The organism is Mycobacterium alsense (assembly GCF_002086635.1).
In the GTDB taxonomy this organism is placed as follows: Bacteria; Actinomycetota; Actinomycetes; order Mycobacteriales; family Mycobacteriaceae; genus Mycobacterium; species Mycobacterium alsense.
In genome coordinates this window covers 1-17,536 of the sequence record NZ_MVHD01000073.1, presented here as the reverse complement: position 1 = coordinate 17,536, position 17,536 = coordinate 1, and the positions used below count along the sequence as shown (strand labels likewise).

General features: G+C 68.6%; 18 protein-coding genes and 1 pseudogene. 10 read left to right on the top strand and 9 right to left on the bottom strand.

All coding sequences use genetic code 11. From position 1 onward, the window contains the following. The 4 genes and pseudogenes from BST11_RS27735 to BST11_RS24890 all read left to right on the top strand — a co-directional run. Window positions 1-200 (top strand): annotated as a pseudogene (locus BST11_RS27735) (phage major capsid protein); the annotation flags it as partial. A 381-nt stretch (window positions 201-581) separates the two neighbouring features. After that, window positions 582-824, top strand: a complete 243-nt coding sequence (locus tag BST11_RS24900) for a hypothetical protein (RefSeq protein WP_244897775.1) — start codon at window positions 582-584, stop codon at window positions 822-824. Between the two features lie 57 nt (window positions 825-881). Continuing rightward, the gene (locus BST11_RS24895) at window positions 882-1,133 is read left to right on the top strand and encodes a hypothetical protein (protein ID WP_142276551.1); all 252 of its coding nucleotides are present in this window, start codon (window positions 882-884) and stop codon (window positions 1,131-1,133) included. A 34-nt stretch (window positions 1,134-1,167) separates the two neighbouring features. Beyond that, window positions 1,168-1,617: a hypothetical protein gene (locus tag BST11_RS24890; protein WP_083140896.1), complete on the top strand. Its 450-nt coding sequence runs from the start codon at window positions 1,168-1,170 to the stop codon at window positions 1,615-1,617. A 185-nt stretch (window positions 1,618-1,802) separates the two neighbouring features. On the opposite strand, the gene BST11_RS24885 is transcribed toward BST11_RS24890, so the two are convergent. The 4 genes from BST11_RS24885 to BST11_RS27725 form a co-directional block, all read right to left on the bottom strand. Then, window positions 1,803-2,105: a hypothetical protein gene (locus BST11_RS24885; RefSeq protein WP_083140895.1), complete on the bottom strand. Its 303-nt coding sequence runs from the start codon at window positions 2,103-2,105 to the stop codon at window positions 1,803-1,805. Window positions 2,106-2,185: 80 nt separating this feature from the next. Beyond that, window positions 2,186-2,332 carry a hypothetical protein gene (locus BST11_RS27730; RefSeq protein ID WP_158086825.1) on the bottom strand — a complete coding sequence of 49 codons (147 nt, stop codon included), beginning with the start codon at window positions 2,330-2,332 and terminating at the stop codon, window positions 2,186-2,188. Next, complete coding sequence (locus tag BST11_RS24880) at window positions 2,329-2,694, bottom strand: hypothetical protein (protein WP_142276550.1); 366 nt, start codon at window positions 2,692-2,694, stop codon at window positions 2,329-2,331. Before BST11_RS24880 ends, BST11_RS27730 begins: the two co-directional genes overlap by 4 nt. Continuing rightward, window positions 2,691-2,846, bottom strand: coding sequence for a hypothetical protein (locus BST11_RS27725; protein ID WP_158086824.1), 156 nt, complete (start codon window positions 2,844-2,846; stop codon window positions 2,691-2,693). Before BST11_RS27725 ends, BST11_RS24880 begins: the two co-directional genes overlap by 4 nt. 541 nt (window positions 2,847-3,387) lie before the next feature. On the opposite strand from BST11_RS27725, the gene BST11_RS24875 reads away from it, so the two are divergent. The 6 genes from BST11_RS24875 to cydC all read left to right on the top strand — a co-directional run bounded on the left by BST11_RS24875 (window position 3,388) and on the right by cydC (window position 11,252). Then, complete coding sequence (locus BST11_RS24875) at window positions 3,388-3,885, top strand: DUF488 domain-containing protein (RefSeq protein ID WP_083140893.1); 498 nt, start codon at window positions 3,388-3,390, stop codon at window positions 3,883-3,885. 115 nt (window positions 3,886-4,000) lie between these two features. Next, a complete protein-coding gene (locus BST11_RS24870) occupies window positions 4,001-5,329 on the top strand; it encodes an adenylate/guanylate cyclase domain-containing protein (protein WP_083140892.1) in 1,329 nt (442 codons plus the stop codon). 96 nt (window positions 5,330-5,425) lie between these two features. After that, entirely contained in the window at window positions 5,426-6,880 is a 1,455-nt protein-coding gene (locus tag BST11_RS24865) for a cytochrome ubiquinol oxidase subunit I (protein WP_083140891.1), read from the top strand. 22 nt (window positions 6,881-6,902) lie between these two features. Then, window positions 6,903-7,952, top strand: a complete 1,050-nt coding sequence (gene cydB / locus BST11_RS24860) for a cytochrome d ubiquinol oxidase subunit II (protein WP_083140890.1) — start codon at window positions 6,903-6,905, stop codon at window positions 7,950-7,952. A 56-nt stretch (window positions 7,953-8,008) separates the two neighbouring features. Beyond that, window positions 8,009-9,625: a thiol reductant ABC exporter subunit CydD gene (cydD, locus tag BST11_RS24855; protein WP_083140899.1), complete on the top strand. Its 1,617-nt coding sequence runs from the start codon at window positions 8,009-8,011 to the stop codon at window positions 9,623-9,625. Beyond that, window positions 9,612-11,252 carry a thiol reductant ABC exporter subunit CydC gene (gene cydC, locus BST11_RS24850; RefSeq protein WP_083140889.1) on the top strand — a complete coding sequence of 547 codons (1,641 nt, stop codon included), beginning with the start codon at window positions 9,612-9,614 and terminating at the stop codon, window positions 11,250-11,252. Before cydD ends, cydC begins: the two co-directional genes overlap by 14 nt. 12 nt (window positions 11,253-11,264) lie before the next feature. Here cydC and BST11_RS24845 read toward each other — a convergent pair whose 3' ends face one another. From BST11_RS24845 to BST11_RS24825, 5 genes are all read right to left on the bottom strand, one after another. Then, window positions 11,265-12,296, bottom strand: a complete 1,032-nt coding sequence (locus tag BST11_RS24845) for a fused (3R)-hydroxyacyl-ACP dehydratase subunits HadA/HadB (RefSeq protein ID WP_083140888.1) — start codon at window positions 12,294-12,296, stop codon at window positions 11,265-11,267. A gap of 114 nt (window positions 12,297-12,410) precedes the next feature. Continuing rightward, window positions 12,411-13,808 (bottom strand): bifunctional lysylphosphatidylglycerol flippase/synthetase MprF, encoded by a 1,398-nt coding sequence (locus tag BST11_RS24840; protein ID WP_083140887.1) that lies wholly within the window; start codon window positions 13,806-13,808, stop codon window positions 12,411-12,413. Between the two features lie 141 nt (window positions 13,809-13,949). Continuing rightward, window positions 13,950-14,855 (bottom strand): acyl-CoA thioesterase II, encoded by a 906-nt coding sequence (locus tag BST11_RS24835; protein WP_083140886.1) that lies wholly within the window; start codon window positions 14,853-14,855, stop codon window positions 13,950-13,952. A 2-nt stretch (window positions 14,856-14,857) separates the two neighbouring features. Continuing rightward, window positions 14,858-16,276 carry a pyruvate kinase gene (gene pyk / locus BST11_RS24830; protein ID WP_083140885.1) on the bottom strand — a complete coding sequence of 473 codons (1,419 nt, stop codon included), beginning with the start codon at window positions 16,274-16,276 and terminating at the stop codon, window positions 14,858-14,860. A gap of 55 nt (window positions 16,277-16,331) precedes the next feature. Then, window positions 16,332-16,793, bottom strand: coding sequence for a DUF2752 domain-containing protein (locus BST11_RS24825; protein WP_083140884.1), 462 nt, complete (start codon window positions 16,791-16,793; stop codon window positions 16,332-16,334). Window positions 16,794-17,536: the final 743 nt, after the last annotated feature.

Genomic DNA, 17,536 nt, shown 5'->3' with positions numbered 1-17,536 from the left:
TCGTCCCGGCCGGCACCGGCGTCGTCGTCGACGCCACCGCGATCGCCAGCGCAGTCGGACCTGTCCGGATCGCGACCAGTGAACACGCCCTGTTCGCACAGGACGCCATCCAGATCCGCGCCACCTGGCGCATCGGCTGGAAGGTCATGCGCCCAACGCGCATCGGCCGCTTCACCGTCGCCGGAGCCGGCGGCAGCTAAAAGACGTGGCGCAGAACGGTGCAGCGGTGCTCTCGGAGTCATGGCCGAGCGCACCCGCGCACGCTGCTCCCGACGGGCCAGACGCACAGCAAGGCAGCACTTTCCGCACGTCAGCGCCGCGACCTGGGGGGTGGACCCCCGCGCCGCCCGACGGCCTCGCCGGTCGGCATAGCGTCCGCCTGTCCGTCGATGCGCCGGGATTTTTTCGGGCAACGCCGCAAAACGACGGCAGCTAAGCCGATCTCAGGAGGGTCAGTGGTGAGTGTTTCTGCTGGTAGGCGGCTACGGGAGAGCCTCGATGCTGCGTTGGCGCGTGAGTCCGCGCGGCGCGGTTTACCGCTGCGTTGGGACGAGCGAGAGGCACACCATATCGATGCTGCGGTGCGTGCCGCTGATCATGTGGCCAAGCTGCAGAGGCTGCTCAACGCCGAGCTGCGCGGCGAGAAGCGGGCGTCGATCGCGGCCAAGATGATGGCCGAGATCCGCCTACAGGATCAGGTCGTCGCGGACCACCTGGCGCGGATCCAGATCGGTGATCTGCCGGTGGCGAAGTCGCCACAGCACCGGGACGCCGCGCAACAGCGTTGGGGCGAGAACCGGCCACCGAAACGGAGGGGCGCCTGAATGCCAATAGTTGATGATGACGCCATAGGGCAGCGCAGCGGCGTATATGACGCTGTCATGGAAGCCATCGAGTCTGGGCTGAGCAACTACCGGGCGGTCAGGGTAGCGCCGACGCCGATCTTCGACCGGTGGCTGGAGCTGATGCGCGCTCGGCGGCCGGTTGATGTGCCTGCGTATCTGCTGCCGAAGTGGGCGCGGCCGCGGTTGGAGGCTGGCGAGCCGATGCAAACCGCGCGGGTGTCAGCGGATGACCGTGTTGTGTTTCGTCCGGAGGATGCCGCCGAGACGGTGGAACGGCTTGGGTTATGACTGCTGTCTGACCCCCGGCGTACCGTCGCTCCCCATGACTGATGTAGAGCAGATCCGGGACGAGCTTTCCGAACCGAACCCTTTCGCGCGGGAACCCGCACCCGTAGCCAGTTCGGTGTTCGCGTTGGCCGTCCACAGTTTCACCCGCTGGCCGGTGGACGCTTGGGCTGGCATCCGAGACGGTCAGGGACTACTGCGCACCCTTTATTGGATACAGGGCAACACACTAGGGCAGCTCGTCGCTGAAGGCGACGAGAACAGCCTGAAGGTTACGGGGTCTGTTCAGCAGATTTCGAACATCAGTGCCGTACATATCGCAGCCGAAGTCAGCCAAGACGACTTCGTCGTCGGCCGGGGGCGTCGCTCAGTCACCGTGAAAGTCGACGGAGCCAAAGACATCACCGTGGACGTCGCACAATGCGAAGGTCACCTACGGGAACAGGCAAACGCCTTCATCGACACACTCCTCGACGCCGTACGCTAACCGGTTCGGATCCGCCCAATCTGCTTGTGCCCGTAGGGGCATTCGAAAACCGCGTGTATGCGAATAGATCCTGCTCGGGTTTGCGATCCCTCGATGAGCTCAGCTTCTTCATCACATCCCGGTTCGCGGCATTTCCGTGTCGTACGTGGTTGCATAACTCCATTGTCTGCGCTTTTGGCGTTTCTCTAATTGGAGACGATTGTCCCGATCGGTTCTGTGCGCGACCAATGATCGGCTCCGCGCGGCCGCGACAGCCGCCTCCGCGGTGTGACCGGCGCCGGCAGTAGTGGATGCGGAGCGAAGATCGCTCGAGCCATGAGTACTCGGTGGTCGTGATCGGCGCGGGCCGCGAACGCCTGCCGCTTCCTCATCCGGCGGTCCACCGCCACCGCACACACCACCACCAACACCGGCACCATGAACCACGGGTAGGCCAGGATGATGCCGGCGAGCGTGTACAACGTCGGCAACGCGATGAACACCGTCACGACGGGATGCCGGTCCGCCCACGCGCCTTGCGAGGTGTGGGCCTCAAGCCCACACCTCGGGCACGCGCTCTTACGATGGCTCACAGCCGGTCGAGTTGGTCGGCCAGCTGGCACAGGTCCGTCGATTCCGGCAGTTCGAGCCGCCGGCAGACCTCCGCGACTCCTAGCCGCCTGATCAGCTCGTCGATCAACTCGCGTGCCGGAATGTCACCGATGCTCGTCTTCATCGTTCCGACCCTTCGCTTCCAGCAGCCGCGGTCATGGGCAACGCAGTTGCGTGATGGCGTCGCGCCTCGTCGAGCAAGAACGCTGCCCGCTGAGCGACTTGTGCCACGTCGAACAACGGCTGCGGGTCATCCACGTGGATGTCGGCTATGCCGGCGCCTTCATCAGGGACATGCAGCCGGGCGTCAAACGAGACCGCGACCGTGTCCACTCCGTCGTTCGGATGCCAGTAGGCAAAGCGCACAATTTCAGCGCGCACATCACCACACCGGATCACCGCATAGGTCTCAAATTGGTCGATCGGCGCCTCGTCGGGAATCGGGAGGGCGGGCAAGTCGCGGCGCTCGATGGTGGCATCGTTCATCGCGTGGCCCACCCATCCAGCTCGGCGGCGGCCTCAAGCAGCGCGGCGGCCAGCTCGCGGGCTTGGTCACCGGTGAGCCAGTCGTCGCCAACGACGTAGACCCCGAACTCGTCGAGGCTCCCATCGGCGTTCTGGCAGCATTCCAATGACACGCGGGTATTTTCGCGGCCGGTGACTTGGCGGCGCGGCCAGGTAACTGTCCGCCAGGGCCACCGTGTGCCGAGCTCTCTCCATGGGCTGGCATCGGTCGCGCCTGCAGGTAGCGGGACATCGCGCAGCTGGGTGCTTGTGGTTGTCATGGCTGGACCTTCCTGTTGGGGGAAGTCCACCGTCGCTCCAGGCACCGACAAGCCACGCTCGGGGCAGCGGTCGGTTTCGTGCCAGCCGTGCCGCCCGCAGTTATCACAGCGGACAAGGGGGGCGAGGTCTGCCGACTCTGCGTCGGCGGACGCCGACAAGTCGCGCTGCGGCCGCGGGCTGCGGGATGTAGTGGTCATGGTGATGTTTCCTCTCTGGTGGTTCGGATGAGTTATCTGTAACCGCCTGCCTGCCCGCGCCGTGCCCACACTTTGCCCACAGTTACAGATAACTTCCGTGAACTACCGTGATGTCTTTTGGCAGCTAGATGGCATTCCGGGGTTGTAACCTGGTGGTGAAATAGAGTTCGAATCTCACCGAGGGCACTCCCTTTCAATGCTTTACACCATCGGCCACGGCGCGAAAACGGCCGAGGAGCTCACCGCCGCGCTTCGCCGGCACGGCGTCACGCTGCTGGTCGACGTGCGCAGCTTCCCGGGTTCGCGGCGCAACCCCGACGTGGCGAAGGAGGCGATGCCGGGCTGGCTGAACGCCGCGGGCATCGGCTACCGGCACGAGCCGGACCTCGGGGGGCGGCGCAGGCCGCCGACCACCCCGGTGCCGCGCGACCAGTGGTGGGAGAACCCCTCGTTCGCCAACTACGCGGCGCACACCCGCACGGCGGCGTTCCGGGAGGCCTACCGGCGGCTGCTGGACGACGCCGACGCCGGCAACGTGGCGGTGATGTGCGGGGAACCGACCTGGTGGCGCTGCCATCGGCGGATGATCGCCGACCTGGCCACCCGCGACGGGCGCGAGGTGCAGCACATCATGCCCAACGGCTCGCTGTCGTTACACCGGCCATCCGACTGGCTCACCCGCGACCCGGAGTAGTTGCGCTCGCTTTCTGGACCGCTATGGACCGCTTTGGACCGCTATGGACCGCTATGGACCGCTATGGACCGCTATTGGAATAGGCATACGCCAAACAACGGTTACGCTGTGAATCGTGGCGGCTAAGAAATGCGGAGCCCCACCCCGGTCGGACGGCTCGCCGAATCGCCCGGACTGCGTCGCCGCGGTGCGGGCGCAGAGCCGCGACCGCAGCCAGCACTACGCCGACAACGCCGCGCGCCGGGTGCGGGTGCTCGCCATCACCGCCTGGCTGGCCGTGCTGGTCAGCGCCGTCTTCGTGTTCATGCAGATCGTCACCGGAACCTGGTCCTGGCAGATCAGCTCCATCAACGTCGGAGCCGCGATCATCTTCGCGACCGTTCCCTGGCTGCATCGGTTCGGGGAACTCGTTGCGCCCCTTACCTTTGTCTGCGCGGCCTACGCCTCGGTCTTCGCCACCGGCTGGGACGCGGGCACCGGCACGGGATCGCAGTTCTTCTTGCTGGTGGGGGCCTGCCTGGTGGTGCTGATGTTGGGGCTGGAACACATCGTGCTGGCCGCGAGCCTGGCGGCCGTCGCCGCCGGCCTGATCATCGCGCTCGAATTCCTGGTCCCGCGTGACACCGGCCTGCAGCCGGCGTGGGCGCAGTCGGCGTTCTTCGTCATCACGGCCATCTCCAGCGTCGGGATGGTGGTCGTGACCGTGTGGTTCGCGCTGCGTGACACCGCGCGCGCCGAGGCGGTCATGGAGGCCCAGTACGACCGCTCCGAGGCGCTGCTGCAAAACATGTTGCCCGCGAGCATCGCCGAGCGACTCAAGGAGCCCGGCCGCAGCATCATCGCCGACAAGTACGACGACGCCTCGGTGCTGTTCGCCGACATCGTCGGGTTCACCGAACGCGCCAGCACCATGCAGCCCGCCGAACTGGTGCGCGCCCTCGACCGCCTGTACGGGGCGTTCGACGCGCTGGTGGACAAGCACGGGCTGGAAAAGATCAAGGTGAGCGGCGACTGCTACATGGTCGTCAGCGGGGTTCCGCGCCCGCGGCCCGATCACGCCCAGGCCCTGGCGAACTTCGCGCTCGACATGGCCGATGTCGCGGCGAGACGCAAGGATCCGCACGGCCGGCCGGTGCCGCTGCGGATCGGCATGGCCTGCGGGCCCGTGGTCGCCGGCGTGGTGGGCGCGCGCCGCTTCTTCTACGACGTGTGGGGCGACGCCGTCAACGTCGCCTCCCGGATGGAATCCACCGACTCGGCGGGACGCATCCAGGTCCCGGAGGCGATGTACGAGCGGCTCAAGGACGAGTTCGTCCTGCAGGAGCGCGGCTACATCGACGTCAAGGGCAAGGGCCCCATGCGCACCTGGTATCTCCTCGGCCGCAAGGCCAGCGACGAGCCCGCCGAGCTGCACGCCGAGGAGCCGCGCACGGCCCGCGTCTGATCAGCCTTTCTGATTGGCCTCTGAATTAAACGTAGCGCCGAACCCGCCCCATCTACTACACTCTGTCGTAGCTGACCCTATCCGGGGAGATGACGGATGAATGTCGTCGATATTTCGCGGTGGCAGTTCGGTATCACCACCGTCTACCACTTCATCTTCGTGCCGCTCACGATCGGCCTCGCCCCCCTGATCGCGATCATGCAGACGGCGTGGGTGGCCACCGGCAACACCGCGTGGTACCGACTCACCAAGTTCTTCGGCAAGCTGTTTTTGATCAACTTCGCCATCGGCGTGGCGACCGGGATCGTCCAGGAATTTCAGTTCGGGATGAACTGGTCGCACTACTCCAAGTTCGTCGGCGACATCTTCGGGGCGCCGCTGGCGATGGAGGGCCTGGCCGCCTTCTTCTTCGAATCGACGTTCATCGGCCTGTGGATCTTCGGCTGGAGCCGGCTGCCGCGCCTGGTCCACCTGGCCTGCATCTGGATCGTCGCGATCGGGGTGAACGTCTCCGCGTTCTTCATCATCGCGGCCAACTCGTTCATGCAGCACCCGGTCGGCGCGCACTACAACCCCGGCACCGGGCGCGCCGAGCTGGACAGCATCGGCGCCCTGCTCTCGAACAACACTGCGCTGGCGGCCTTTTCACACGCGGTCACCGGTTCGCTGCTGACCGCCGGGACGTTCGTCGCCGCCGTCAGCGCCTGGTTGCTGGTCCGGTCCCGCACCACCGAGCCGGACTCGCGCACCATCTTTCGCCCGGCCGCGATCCTGGGGTGCTTGGTGGCACTGCTGGCGGCCGTCGGCCTGTTCTTCACCGGCGACCGCCAGGGCAAGCTGATGTTCGTCCAGCAGCCGATGAAGATGGCGTCGGCAGAATCGTTGTGCGACACCCAAACCGATCCCCAGTTCTCCATCCTCACGATCGGCCGCCAGAACAACTGCGACGCCCTCACCCGCGTGATCGAGGTGCCCTACGTGCTGCCGTACCTCGCCGAGGGCAGGTTCGGCGACGTCACCCTGCAGGGCGTGCGCGACATCCAGCAGGACTACCAACAGCGATTCGGGCCAAACGACTACCGGCCCAACCTTTTCGTCACCTACTGGGCGTTTCGCGCGATGATCGGGCTGATGGCGATCCCGGTGCTGTTCGCCCTGGTGACGCTGTGGCTGACCCGCGGTGGCCGGATGCCCCCGCGGCGGCGCTGGTTCGCCTGGTTCGCGCTGCTGACCATTCCCGCGCCGTTCCTGGCCAACAGCGCCGGCTGGATCTTCACCGAGATGGGCCGGCAGCCGTGGATCGTCGTGCCCAACCCCACCGGCGACCAGCAGGTGCGGCTGACGGTCGCCCAGGGCGTCTCCGATCACGCGCCCGCCATGGTCGTCACCTCGCTCGTCACGTTCACCCTGACCTACGCGGTGCTCGCCGTGATCTGGTTCTTCCTGCTCAAGCGCTACATCGTCGAGGGGCCCCAGGAACACGACGCGGAACCGGCGCCGCCCCGGGCGCCCGGAGACGACGAGGTGGCACCGCTCTCGTTCGCTTACTGACGCCCCGGAAAGGAGCTGACCCGTGGGACTGCAGGAGTGGTGGTTCGGCCTCATCGGGATGCTGTTCTTCGGCTTCTTCATCCTGGAGGGCTTCGACTTCGGCGTGGGCATGCTGATGGAGCCGTTTGCGCGCCTGAGCCGTTCCGGCGCAGGCGATCCGGAGCTGCACCGCCGCACGGCGCTCAACACCATCGGGCCGGTCTGGGACGGCAACGAGGTCTGGCTGATCACCGCCGGCGCGGCGATGTTCGCGGCGTTTCCCGGCTGGTATGCCACCGTGTTCTCCACGCTGTACCTGCCGCTGCTGGCGATCCTGTTCGGCATGATCCTGCGGGCCGTCGCGATCGAATGGCGCGGCAAGATCGACGACACGAAATGGCGGGGCTGGGCCGATTTCGGGATCGCGGCGGGGTCGTGGCTGCCCGCCGTGCTGTGGGGCGTGGCATTCGCCATCCTGGTGCGCGGGCTGCCGGTCGACGCCGCCGGCCGCGTCCACCTGTCGGTCACCGACGTGCTCAACGCCTACACCGTGCTCGGCGGCCTGGCCACCGCCGGGCTGTTCCTGCTCTACGGCGCCGCCTTCGTCGCGTGTAAGACCTCGGGCACGATCCGCGACGACGCCCACCGCCTCGCGGCGTGGCTGTCTTTCCCCGTGACCGGACTGGTTGCGGCATTCGGGCTTTGGACGCAGCTGGCGCACGGCAAGGGTTGGACCTGGGCGGTCCTCGGGGTTGCGGTCGTCGCGCAGCTGGCGGCGGTGCTGTTGGTGTGGCGGCGCGCGTCCGACGGCTGGGCGTTCGCGTGCACCGCGGCGGTGGTCGCCGCCGTCGTCGTGCTGCTGTTCGGGGCGCTATACCCCAACCTGGTGCCCTCGACGCTGAACGACGCGTGGAGCGTGACGATCTACAACGCCTCGTCGACGCCCTACACGCTGAAGATCATGACGTGGGTGACGGCGATCATGGCGCCGTTGACGGTGGGCTACCAGGCGTGGACGTATTGGGTGTTCCGGCAACGGATCTCGTCCGAGCGGATCCCGCCGCCGATCGGCCTGGCGAGGCGTGCGTCCTGAACACCAAAGGCTCCCGGGCACCCCTGGACCCGCGGCTGTGGCGGGCCTCCGCCGCGTTGCGCCGCTACCTGGCCGCCGTGGTGGGCTGCGGGGTGGTGATCGCCGGCTGCGCGATCGGCTCGGCGATCGTGCTGGCCGGCATCGTCGCGCGGCTGGTCGCCGATCCCCCGGGCGCGCGCGCCTGGCCGGTCCCGTTGTCGATCCTGTTGGGGCTGTGGGCCATCCGCACGGTGGCGCACTGGCTGCAGGCCCGCCTGGGGCAGCGGGGGGCCAGCGCGGTCATCGCCGACCTGAACGGCCAGGTGCTGACCGCGGTGACCGCGCGCGAGCCGAGGGCGCTCGCCGCGCAGCGTGATGCCGCCGCGGTGGTCGTCACCCGCGGACTCGACGGGCTGCGCCCCTATTTCACCGGATACCTGCCCACGCTGCTGCTCGCGGCCATCCTGACCCCGGCAACGGTCGCGGTGATCGCGCTCTACGACCTCAAATCGCTCGCGGTCGTGGCGATCACGCTGCCCCTGATCCCGCTCTTCATGGTGTTGATCGGGCTGGCGACGGCCGACCGCTCGGCGGCGGCGCTGGAGGCGATGACGGCCCTGCAGGCCCGGCTGCTGGACCTGATCGCCGGGATCCCGACGCTGCGGGCGCTGGGGCGCGGCCGGGGCCCCGAGCGGCGCATCGCCGAACTGGCCGCCGCGCACCGCCGTTCGGCGATGGCAACGCTGCGGATCGCGTTCCTGTCGGCGCTGGTGCTCGAATTGCTCGCCACCCTGGGCGTGGCGCTGATCGCCGTCGGGATCGGGCTGCGGCTGGTGTTCGGCGAGCTGAGCCTGACCATCGGCCTGACGGTGCTGCTGCTGGCGCCCGACGTCTACTGGCCGCTGCGCCGCATCGGCGTGGAATTCCATGCGGCCCAGGATGGTCGGGCCGCCGCCGACAAGGCGTTCGCCCTGATCGGCGAGGCCGATGAAACGCTGGCCCCCGCGGTGCGGACCCGGGTGGTGAGCGCTCGCGGCCATGAGATCCGCCTCGACGACTTGGACGTGGCGGGCCGCGACGGCCACGCGCCGCGCGGCCTTTCCGCGGTGTTCGAACCCGGCCGGGTGACGGTGCTGACCGGGCCTAACGGCGCCGGAAAGAGCACGACGCTGCAGGTGATCGCCGGGCTCACCGCGCCGTCCTCGGGCCGCGTCACCGTCGCCGGCGTCGACGTCGCCGACCTGGAGCCCGCCGCGTGGTGGCGGCAGCTGTCCTGGCTGCCGCAGCGCCCGGTGCTGGTCCCCGGCACGGTGCGCGACAACCTGGCCCTGCTGGGGGCCTTGGACGATCTCGAGGCCGCCTGTGCCGCATCGGGTTTCGACGCGGTGCTGGCCGAGCTGCCGGCCGGAATCGACACCGTGCTCGGGCGAGGCGGCGTCGGGATGTCGCTGGGCCAGCGCCAGCGGCTGGGCCTCGCCCGGGCGCTGGGGTCGGCGGCCCCGGTGCTGCTGCTCGACGAGCCGACGGCACACCTGGACGCGCGCACCGAGGAGCGGGTGCTGCGGGCGATCGTGGAGCGCGCCCGCGCCGGCGCGACGGTGGTCGTCGTCGGCCACCGCGAGCCCGTCGTCGCCCTCGGTGACCGGGTGGTCGAGGTGGTCGCCGGCGCGGAGGTGAGCCATGCGCCGGTCTGATCCGCTCGCCGCCGCCTTCGGCCTGCTGCGCCCGCGGTTGCCGCGGGTTGTGGGCGCGGTCGCGCTGGGCGTGCTGTCGCTGGGCAGCGCGCTGGCCCTGGCGGGGTTTTCGGCGTGGCTGATCACGCGGGCCTGGCAGATGCCGCCGGTGCTGGACCTGTCCGTCGCCGTCGTCGCGGTGCGCGCGTTCGCGATATCCCGAGGCGTGCTGCACTACTGCGAGCGGCTGGCCACCCACGACGCCGCGCTGCGCGCCGCCGGCGCCGCCCGGGCGCAGATCTATCGCCGGCTGTCCCGCGGGCCCGCGAGCGCCGCCGTCCGGCTGCACGGCGGCGAGCTGGTGGCGCGGGTGGGCGCCGACGTCGACGAGCTCGCCAACGTGCTGGTGCGCGCCGTGGTGCCGATCGGCGTCGCGGTGGTGCTCGGGCTGGCCGCGACCGCGGTGGTGGCGGTCATTTCGCCGCCGGCCGCCGCGGTGCTGGCGGCCTGCCTGCTGGTCGCCGGCTTCGTCGCGCCAAGGCTGGCGGGCGGGGCCGCCGCCGCGCAGGAAAACGTTGCCCGCCAACACCATTCCGACCGCGACACGTCGGCGATGATCGCGCTCGACCACGCGCCGGAACTGCGCGTCGCCGGCGCGCTGCCCGGTGTCATCGCCGATTCGCAACGCCGCCAACACGACTGGGCCGGAGCCCTCGACGCCGCCGCCAGGCCCGCCGCCGTCGCCGAGGCGATGCCGACCGCGGCGATCGGCGCCAGCGTGCTCGGCGCGGTCGCGGCCGGGATCGGGCTGGCGCACGCGGTCGCGCCCACCACCCTGGCCATCCTGATGCTGTTGCCGCTGTCCGCCTTCGAGGCGACGACGCCGTTGCCGGCGGCCGCCGTCCAGCTGACGCGCTCGCGCATCGCCGCGCGCCGCCTGCTCGACCTGGCACCGCCGCAACGCCCAACTGGCCCACGCGCGCCGGTGCCCGCCGGCGCCCTGTCGATCGACGCCGCGTGCGGCCACCCCGGCACCCCGGCGACCCGGGTGCGGCTCGACCTGCCGCCCGGCGCCCGGCTGGCCGTCACCGGCCCCAGCGGCTCCGGCAAGACGACGCTGCTGATGACGCTCGCCGGGCTGATCCCGCCGCTGGCCGGACGGGTGACGCTGGGCGGGACCGACGGGATCGATCTTGCCCGGCTCGACGACGACGAGCTGCACAGGGCCGTCAGCTTTTTCGCCGAGGACGCGCACGTCTTCGCCACCACGGTCCGCGACAACCTGCTGGTCGCCCGCGGCGACTGCCGCGACGACGAGCTGACGGCGGCGCTGGACGCGGTCGGCCTCGGCGGGTGGCTCGCCCGCCTGCCCCAAGGCCTGTCGACGGTGTTAACCGGTGGCGCGCAGGCCATCTCGGCGGGCCAGCGCAGGCGGCTGTTGCTGGCCCGTGCGGTCATCTCCCCCGCCCGCGTCGTCCTGCTCGACGAGCCCACCGAGCACCTCGACGCGCCCGACGCCGAAGGGGTGCTGTGGGACCTGTTGCGCCCACACTCCGCGCTGATGTCCGCCGAACGGACCGTCGTCGTCGCCACCCACCACTTGCCCACCGGGATTGGCTGTCGCGAACTGCGCGTCGGTCAGGCCTGACGCCGGGCGCGCTCAGCGGAAGCGGATGTTCAGCGTCGCCATGCCGAAGATCTTCCGGCCACCGGACTTCGCCGCGACAACCACGACACCGGTGCGGGTCGCCGGGTCCAGCGACTTGACCCGGCCGCTGAATTCGACGTCCGCGCCTTCGGCGGCCGACACGATCGCGGGCTGCGACAGCCGCACCGTGTAGCGGGTCACCGCGCCGGGGTCGCCGGACCACGCCGAGGCGAATCCGGCGCCCAGGCCCATGGTGAGCATCCCGTGGGCGATCACGTCGGGCAACCCGGCCAGCTTGGCGAGGTTCTCGTCCCAGTGAATCGGGTTGGCGTCGCCGGCCACGCCGGCATAGTTCACCAGGTCGCCGCGGGACAGCCGGGCGTGGCGCACCGGCAGCTCGTCGCCGACCTGCACGTCCTCGAAGCGCGGCGTCCCGGGCGTCCGGGTGGTGCCGTCGGCGATCCGAACCTCGACCTCGGGGCGCACCGTCTTCTGGTAGGCGGCGGCGCCGGACTCACCGATCGCGAGGAGGTCCACGTCGTGCATCATCGCGTTCTGCGCTGCGGTCTTGATCGCCGGATCGAGATCCTCGGCGGTGAGGCCGACCACGGTGGTGTGCAGGGTGTGCACCCGCTCCCCGGCCGCGTCGGTGAAGGTGTTGGTCACGGTGATGAAGTCCCGGCCGGCGGTCCGGCGCACGGAGGCCAGCTCGACATCGATGAGCAATTCGTCGCCGGCCACGATCGGGCGGTGTTGCTCGAAGACCTCTTCGGTCTGCAGATAGGTGTCGTAACCGACCACCACCGATTCGAACATGCGGCGATTGCAGGTCATGCCTGGGACCGAGGTGAACGTCAACGGCGCGACCAGCCCCGAATAGCCCAACTCCGCGGCGGCTGCCTCGTCCCAGTGCGCCGGGTGGTAGTCCTGCACCGCACGGGCGTATTCGCGCACCTTCTCGCGGCCGACCAGGTACGGGTACTCCAGCTGGTAGTAATGGCCGACGCGGGCTTCCATCGCCGGTGCGTCTGCTGCTGTGGTCATGCTGCCGTGGTCATGAATTCGCCCAACTGTTCCGTCGGCGCGTTGGTGAGCCGACCCCCGCACACTAACGTGCCGGCCTGAGGCGATCCGCGCCGACGCGCTGTGCCGACCGGCTCAGAGGTGCCGGCGGCGCGGCATGAACTCCAGCGTCAGCAGCACGATCACCAGTGGAATCAGCTGGGTCATCGAAACGAGCGCGTAGCGGCGGACGTCCATCGCGTGGAACTTGCGCACGTAGCGGTACAACGACTCGAGCGCGATCAACGGGTCGAGGATGTGGATCAGCCGGTAGAAGACGCGCTGCATCCAGCCGCGGTCCTTGTCGTCGAAGATCTCGGGAAACGCCGCGAACGACAGCGACACCCGCTGCGCCCCAGTCTCTTTGGCGGCCATGATCATGTCGACGCTGAGTCGTTCGTCGATCCCGTTGGGGGCCCCGCGGCGTCGCCACGGGATGTCGAGGGTGACGTCGCTGCCGCCCCCGGCCGTCGCATACCGGTGGAAGCCCTGCACCCGCCCCGACGCGTCGCGCGCGATGATCAGCTGTATCCCGGGGAACCGGCCCTCCAGCACGCCGTCGAGGTTCATGTAGAAGCCGCGGTCGGTGTGCGCGCCGCTGGGTGAGGCCCGCACCACGTCGATCAGCTCGGCGAGTCGCCGGTCGTCGAGTTCCTGCTCCGCCACGATCTCGGTGGTGATGCCGCAGTTGTGGGTGCGCTTGACGGCCTGGCGCAGGTTGCGAAACTTGCGGCCCACCATCTCGAAGCTCGACACGTCGACGACGACATCGCGGCCGATCGGGACGGCGCGCAGCTTCCGCCCGATCACCGCCGGGTCGCTCCACAGCGCGAGGCGTCGCTCGCTGCACCCCACCACCGCGATCCGCCAGCCGTGGGCGCGGCACGTCGCGGCGAAGTCGGCGACCAACTCGGGAAACTTTGCTTCGTCGCCGACGGGGTCGGCGCCCACCACGGCAAACCCCAGCCGGGTCCGGTACGCGAGCGCGGCCCTGCCGTCGCCGCTGAAGTGGTAGCACTTGCCCGTCTGCATGGCGAACGGGGCCAACGCGTCGTCGCTGGTGGCGTCGATCAGCGCCCAGACCCGAGGCAGGTCCTCGGGTCGCGGTCGCGACGATGTCGGCCACATCAGCGCCAACCCCGAACCGGCGATCAGCAGATCGCCCAGCAGGTCGAAGGCCAGCACGTGCGAGCCCAGCCCCGCGACCACCAAAGCGGCCGCGGCGACCGCGTGAAGGGCCGTCACCGGGCGGCCCAGGAAGATGCCGCGGGCGATGAACGCGACCGCGCCCAGGATCGCCAGCGACCAGCCCAGCCGGTCGCTGTAATGCCACGCCGGCTGGTGGTGGTAGCGGGCAAGGATGACGACGAGCCAGCTCGCCGCGCAGACCAGGGCCAGGGCGCCGATCCAGCGTGCCGCTAGCGAATCGACGTGGACGACAACGCGTTCGCGCGCGCGAGGCTTGGCTGCGACCTTGACCGGCGGCCCGTTCACTCTCACCTCCCGATGCGCTGACAAGCAGCTGGGCGACGTGCGTCGCCTCTGCACCGAATACCCGGCTGATAGGAATCTACGCCGATCGTGGCCGTGACCGGCCGAATCGGACGTTATCCAGCGGGTATCCCGTCAAATGCCCTATCGGTTGGAGGAGGGGAAATATAACAGCACGCCTTCCTGAACGACCGTGGCGACCATCTGCCCGGAGCCGTCGAAGAAGTGCCCGGTGCCGAGGCCGCGCGAATCCGCGGCCACCGGCGACGACGTCGAGTACAGCACCCAGTCGTTGAAGTTGACCTGCCGGTGAAACCACACGGAATGGTTCGCGGACGCGGCGAAGATGCGGTCGTAACCCCACGACAGCCCGTGGGTGGTGATGACGGAGTCCAGCACCGTGGTGTCCGAGGAGTACACCATGGTCGCGGTGTGCAGCACGGGGTCCTCGGGAACGGTGCCCAGCGCCTTCATCCAGACCCTGTTGTGCGGCAGCCGCTCGCCCTTGTCCCGCATCACCCAGGACGGGTCGTTGGTGAAGCGCCATTCGATCGGCTGCAGCGCGTTCACGAAGTGCGGGACGGTGTCCTCGTAGCCGCGCAACAACTCGGGGAGCGGTGGCTGCGTGTGCGGCCGCGCCACCTGCGGCGGGTCAACGGCGTGTTCGAGCCCGGGACCGCCGGACATGTACGAGATCATCGCCGAGGACAACACCGTTCCGTTTTGCACGGCGTCGACACGCCGGTTGGCAAATCGCCTTTCGTCGCGCAGCGCCGTGACGTGGAAGTCGATGTCCTTGCCGGTGTCTCCCCCGTTGATGAAGTGCACGGACAGGGCGCTGGGCGGGAGTTCGTCCGCTTTGAGCGTGCGGCTGCTGGCGACGAGGGATTGCGCCATGAGCTGGCCGCCGAAGGTGCGCATGGGGTTCTTGCTGGGATGCGTCCCGACGAAACGGTGCTCGGCGACGCGCTTGAGGTCGAGGATCGCCAGCAGTTCCTCGAAGTCGGAAGCGTCGGAAGTGTCGGAAGTGTCGGAAGTGGTTGTCGTCACGGCTAGACGTCGTCCTCTCCGATGCGGTGCACGTGGATCAAATTAGTGGATCCTACGGTGCCGGGAGGCGCGCCGGCGACGATGACCACCAGGTCGCCCCGCTTGTAGCGGCCCAGCTCCAGCAGCGACTTGTCGACCTGGCGGATCATGCCGTCGGTGGACGTCATCATCGGGACGATGAATGTCTCGGTGCCCCAGGTCATCGCGAGTTGGCTGCGCACCTCGGGCCACGCGGTGAAGGCGAGCAGCGGCAGCGGGGTGTGCAGGCGCGCCAGCCGCTTCACGGTGTCGCCGGACTGGGTGAATGCGACCAGCGCCTTGGCGTCGAGCCGCTCGCCGATGTCGCGGGCGGCGTAGGAGATCACGCCGCGCTTGGTCCGCGGCACATGCGTCAACGGCGGGGCGGCCGTGGAATTCTCCTCGACCGCGCAGATGATGCGCGACATCGTGCGGACCGCCGCCATCGGATGCTTTCCGATCGACGTCTCCCCCGACAGCATCAGCGCATCGGCGCCGTCGAGCACGGCGTTGGCGACGTCGGACGCCTCGGCCCGTGTGGGGCGCGAGTTTTCGATCATCGAGTCGAGCATCTGGGTCGCCACGATGACGGGTTTCGCGTTCTCCCTGGCGATTTGGATCGCCCGCTTCTGCACCAGCGGAACCTCTTCGAGCGGCAGTTCGACGCCCAGGTCGCCGCGGGCCACCATGATCGCGTCGAAGGCGAGCACGATGGCCTCGAGGTTGTCGACGGCTTCGGGCTTTTCGAGCTTGGCTATCACGGGCACCCGCCGCCCGATCCGATCCATCACCTCGTGGACGAGCTCGACGTCGGACGGCGAGCGCACGAATGACAGCGCGACCAGATCGACGCCGAGGTTCAGCGCGAAGGTCAGGTCTTCGATGTCCTTGTCCGACAACGCGGGCGCGGAGACGTTCATGCCGGGCAGTGACATGCCCTTGTTGTTGCTGACCGGCCCGCCCTCGACGACGGTGCAGACGACGTCGTCGCCTTCGATGGCGTCGACCACCAGGCTGACGTTGCCGTCGTCGACCAGCACGCGGTCACCCACCGCGGCGTCCATGGCCAACCTCTTGTAGGTGGTCGAGACGCGGTCGTGGCTGCCTTCGCATTCCGCGACGGTGATCCGCACGGTTTCGCCCTCGGCCCAGAACGTGGGGCCGGTGGCGAAGCGCCCGAGCCTGATCTTGGGGCCCTGTAGGTCGGCGAGCACGCCGACCGCGCGGCCGGTGGTGTCGGAGGCGGCGCGCACGCGGTCGTAGGCCGCCTTGTGGTCCGCGTAGTCGCCGTGGCTGAAGTTCATTCGAGCGACGTCCATTCCGGCCTCAACCAACGCCAGAATCAGCTCGTCGGAATTAGTCGCTGGGCCGAGGGTGCAGACGATCTTTCCGCGTCTACTCACGGCGAACCAGCATAGTCGCGCGCGGTCGTGGCCGACCGACCCCGGTGGAAGGCGGCTACCCGCCGCGAACGGTCGGAACCAGCGGAAAACCAGGGAGATTGCGCAGGATCGTCCAGGCAAGCGTCGCGACGACGATCGTCACGATCGCCGGTATCGGCTTGCTGTCGCGGCGGGAACGGCTGAAGAGGATCCAGCCGGCAAGCAGCGGGATTCCGGCAAGCAGGAAAATGTTGTCGTTGATGGCGGCCGCCAAGTCGCCGTGGATGATGTCATGCGTCATCCGGAGGCCACCGCAAAACGGGCAGTTCCAGCCCGTGAGCCATCTGAACGGGCACAGCGGATACACCGAATTTTTGTAATGGGGGTCGACCAGGCCGACGTAGCCGACCGCGCCGGCCAGCAGCGCGCCCGTACCCGCCGCGATGTACGCGCGGTGACGATGCGCTCGGTGCCGCGGCGGCTGCGCCCCCGGCCGCGCCTCGCCGTCCCGCGGCTGGTCAGTCACGTTTGTCAGCATGCCAGATCCGCGGCCACCTGTCGTCGCCGTCATGGGGAATCGTTCGCGTCGACCAACACATGCCCGTTACGGTGACAACCGCCCGATGTGATCTGGATCGACAACGAAACGCTGATGATCGGTCGGCTTGCCCGGATCTGCACACCCAGGGGGACAGCTACGCTGATCCCTCACTGGAGGTCGCAGTCGCCTCGGTGATCCGGCTGCGGCTGCGGATTCCGGTAGCCGGGAGCAGCCCGGATCGACGCCGCCACAAGGTACTTCGAGGTATTCCGAACGCGGACCGCTGCGTGAACTCTATTGGCTCACCTTGCGTTTCACGTAATACTTCACGCCGCTTGATTCCATTCATGATTCTTCCCGGGTCGGCAGCTAATCCGGGGAACGTTTTTGCATTCCGCGAACCTCTGCGGACGCACTTGCGTGAAAGCTGGGTAAGTGGCGCAGGCGGCGGGTGGCATCCAAACGGAGTCCGTGCGCCATGCGTCGTCCGCCGCCGCGGCCCAAGTGCCTGGCGACCATGACGATCGCCGACTCCATGCCCCGTCGAGGCTCGCGGCATTAGCAAAGGAGCAAATCCGCCCGAATCACTTGACGCCAGGCCGCTAGGGGTCGTCTTCGTTGTCGTCGTGGTTGTCTTTGTTGTCGTTGTTGTCTTCGTCGTTGTCGTCGTGGTTGGTGGTGAAGCGTTCGGGGTGGTGGTAGGGGTTGGTGCGGGGTTGGCCGTGGTCTAGATGTGGTGG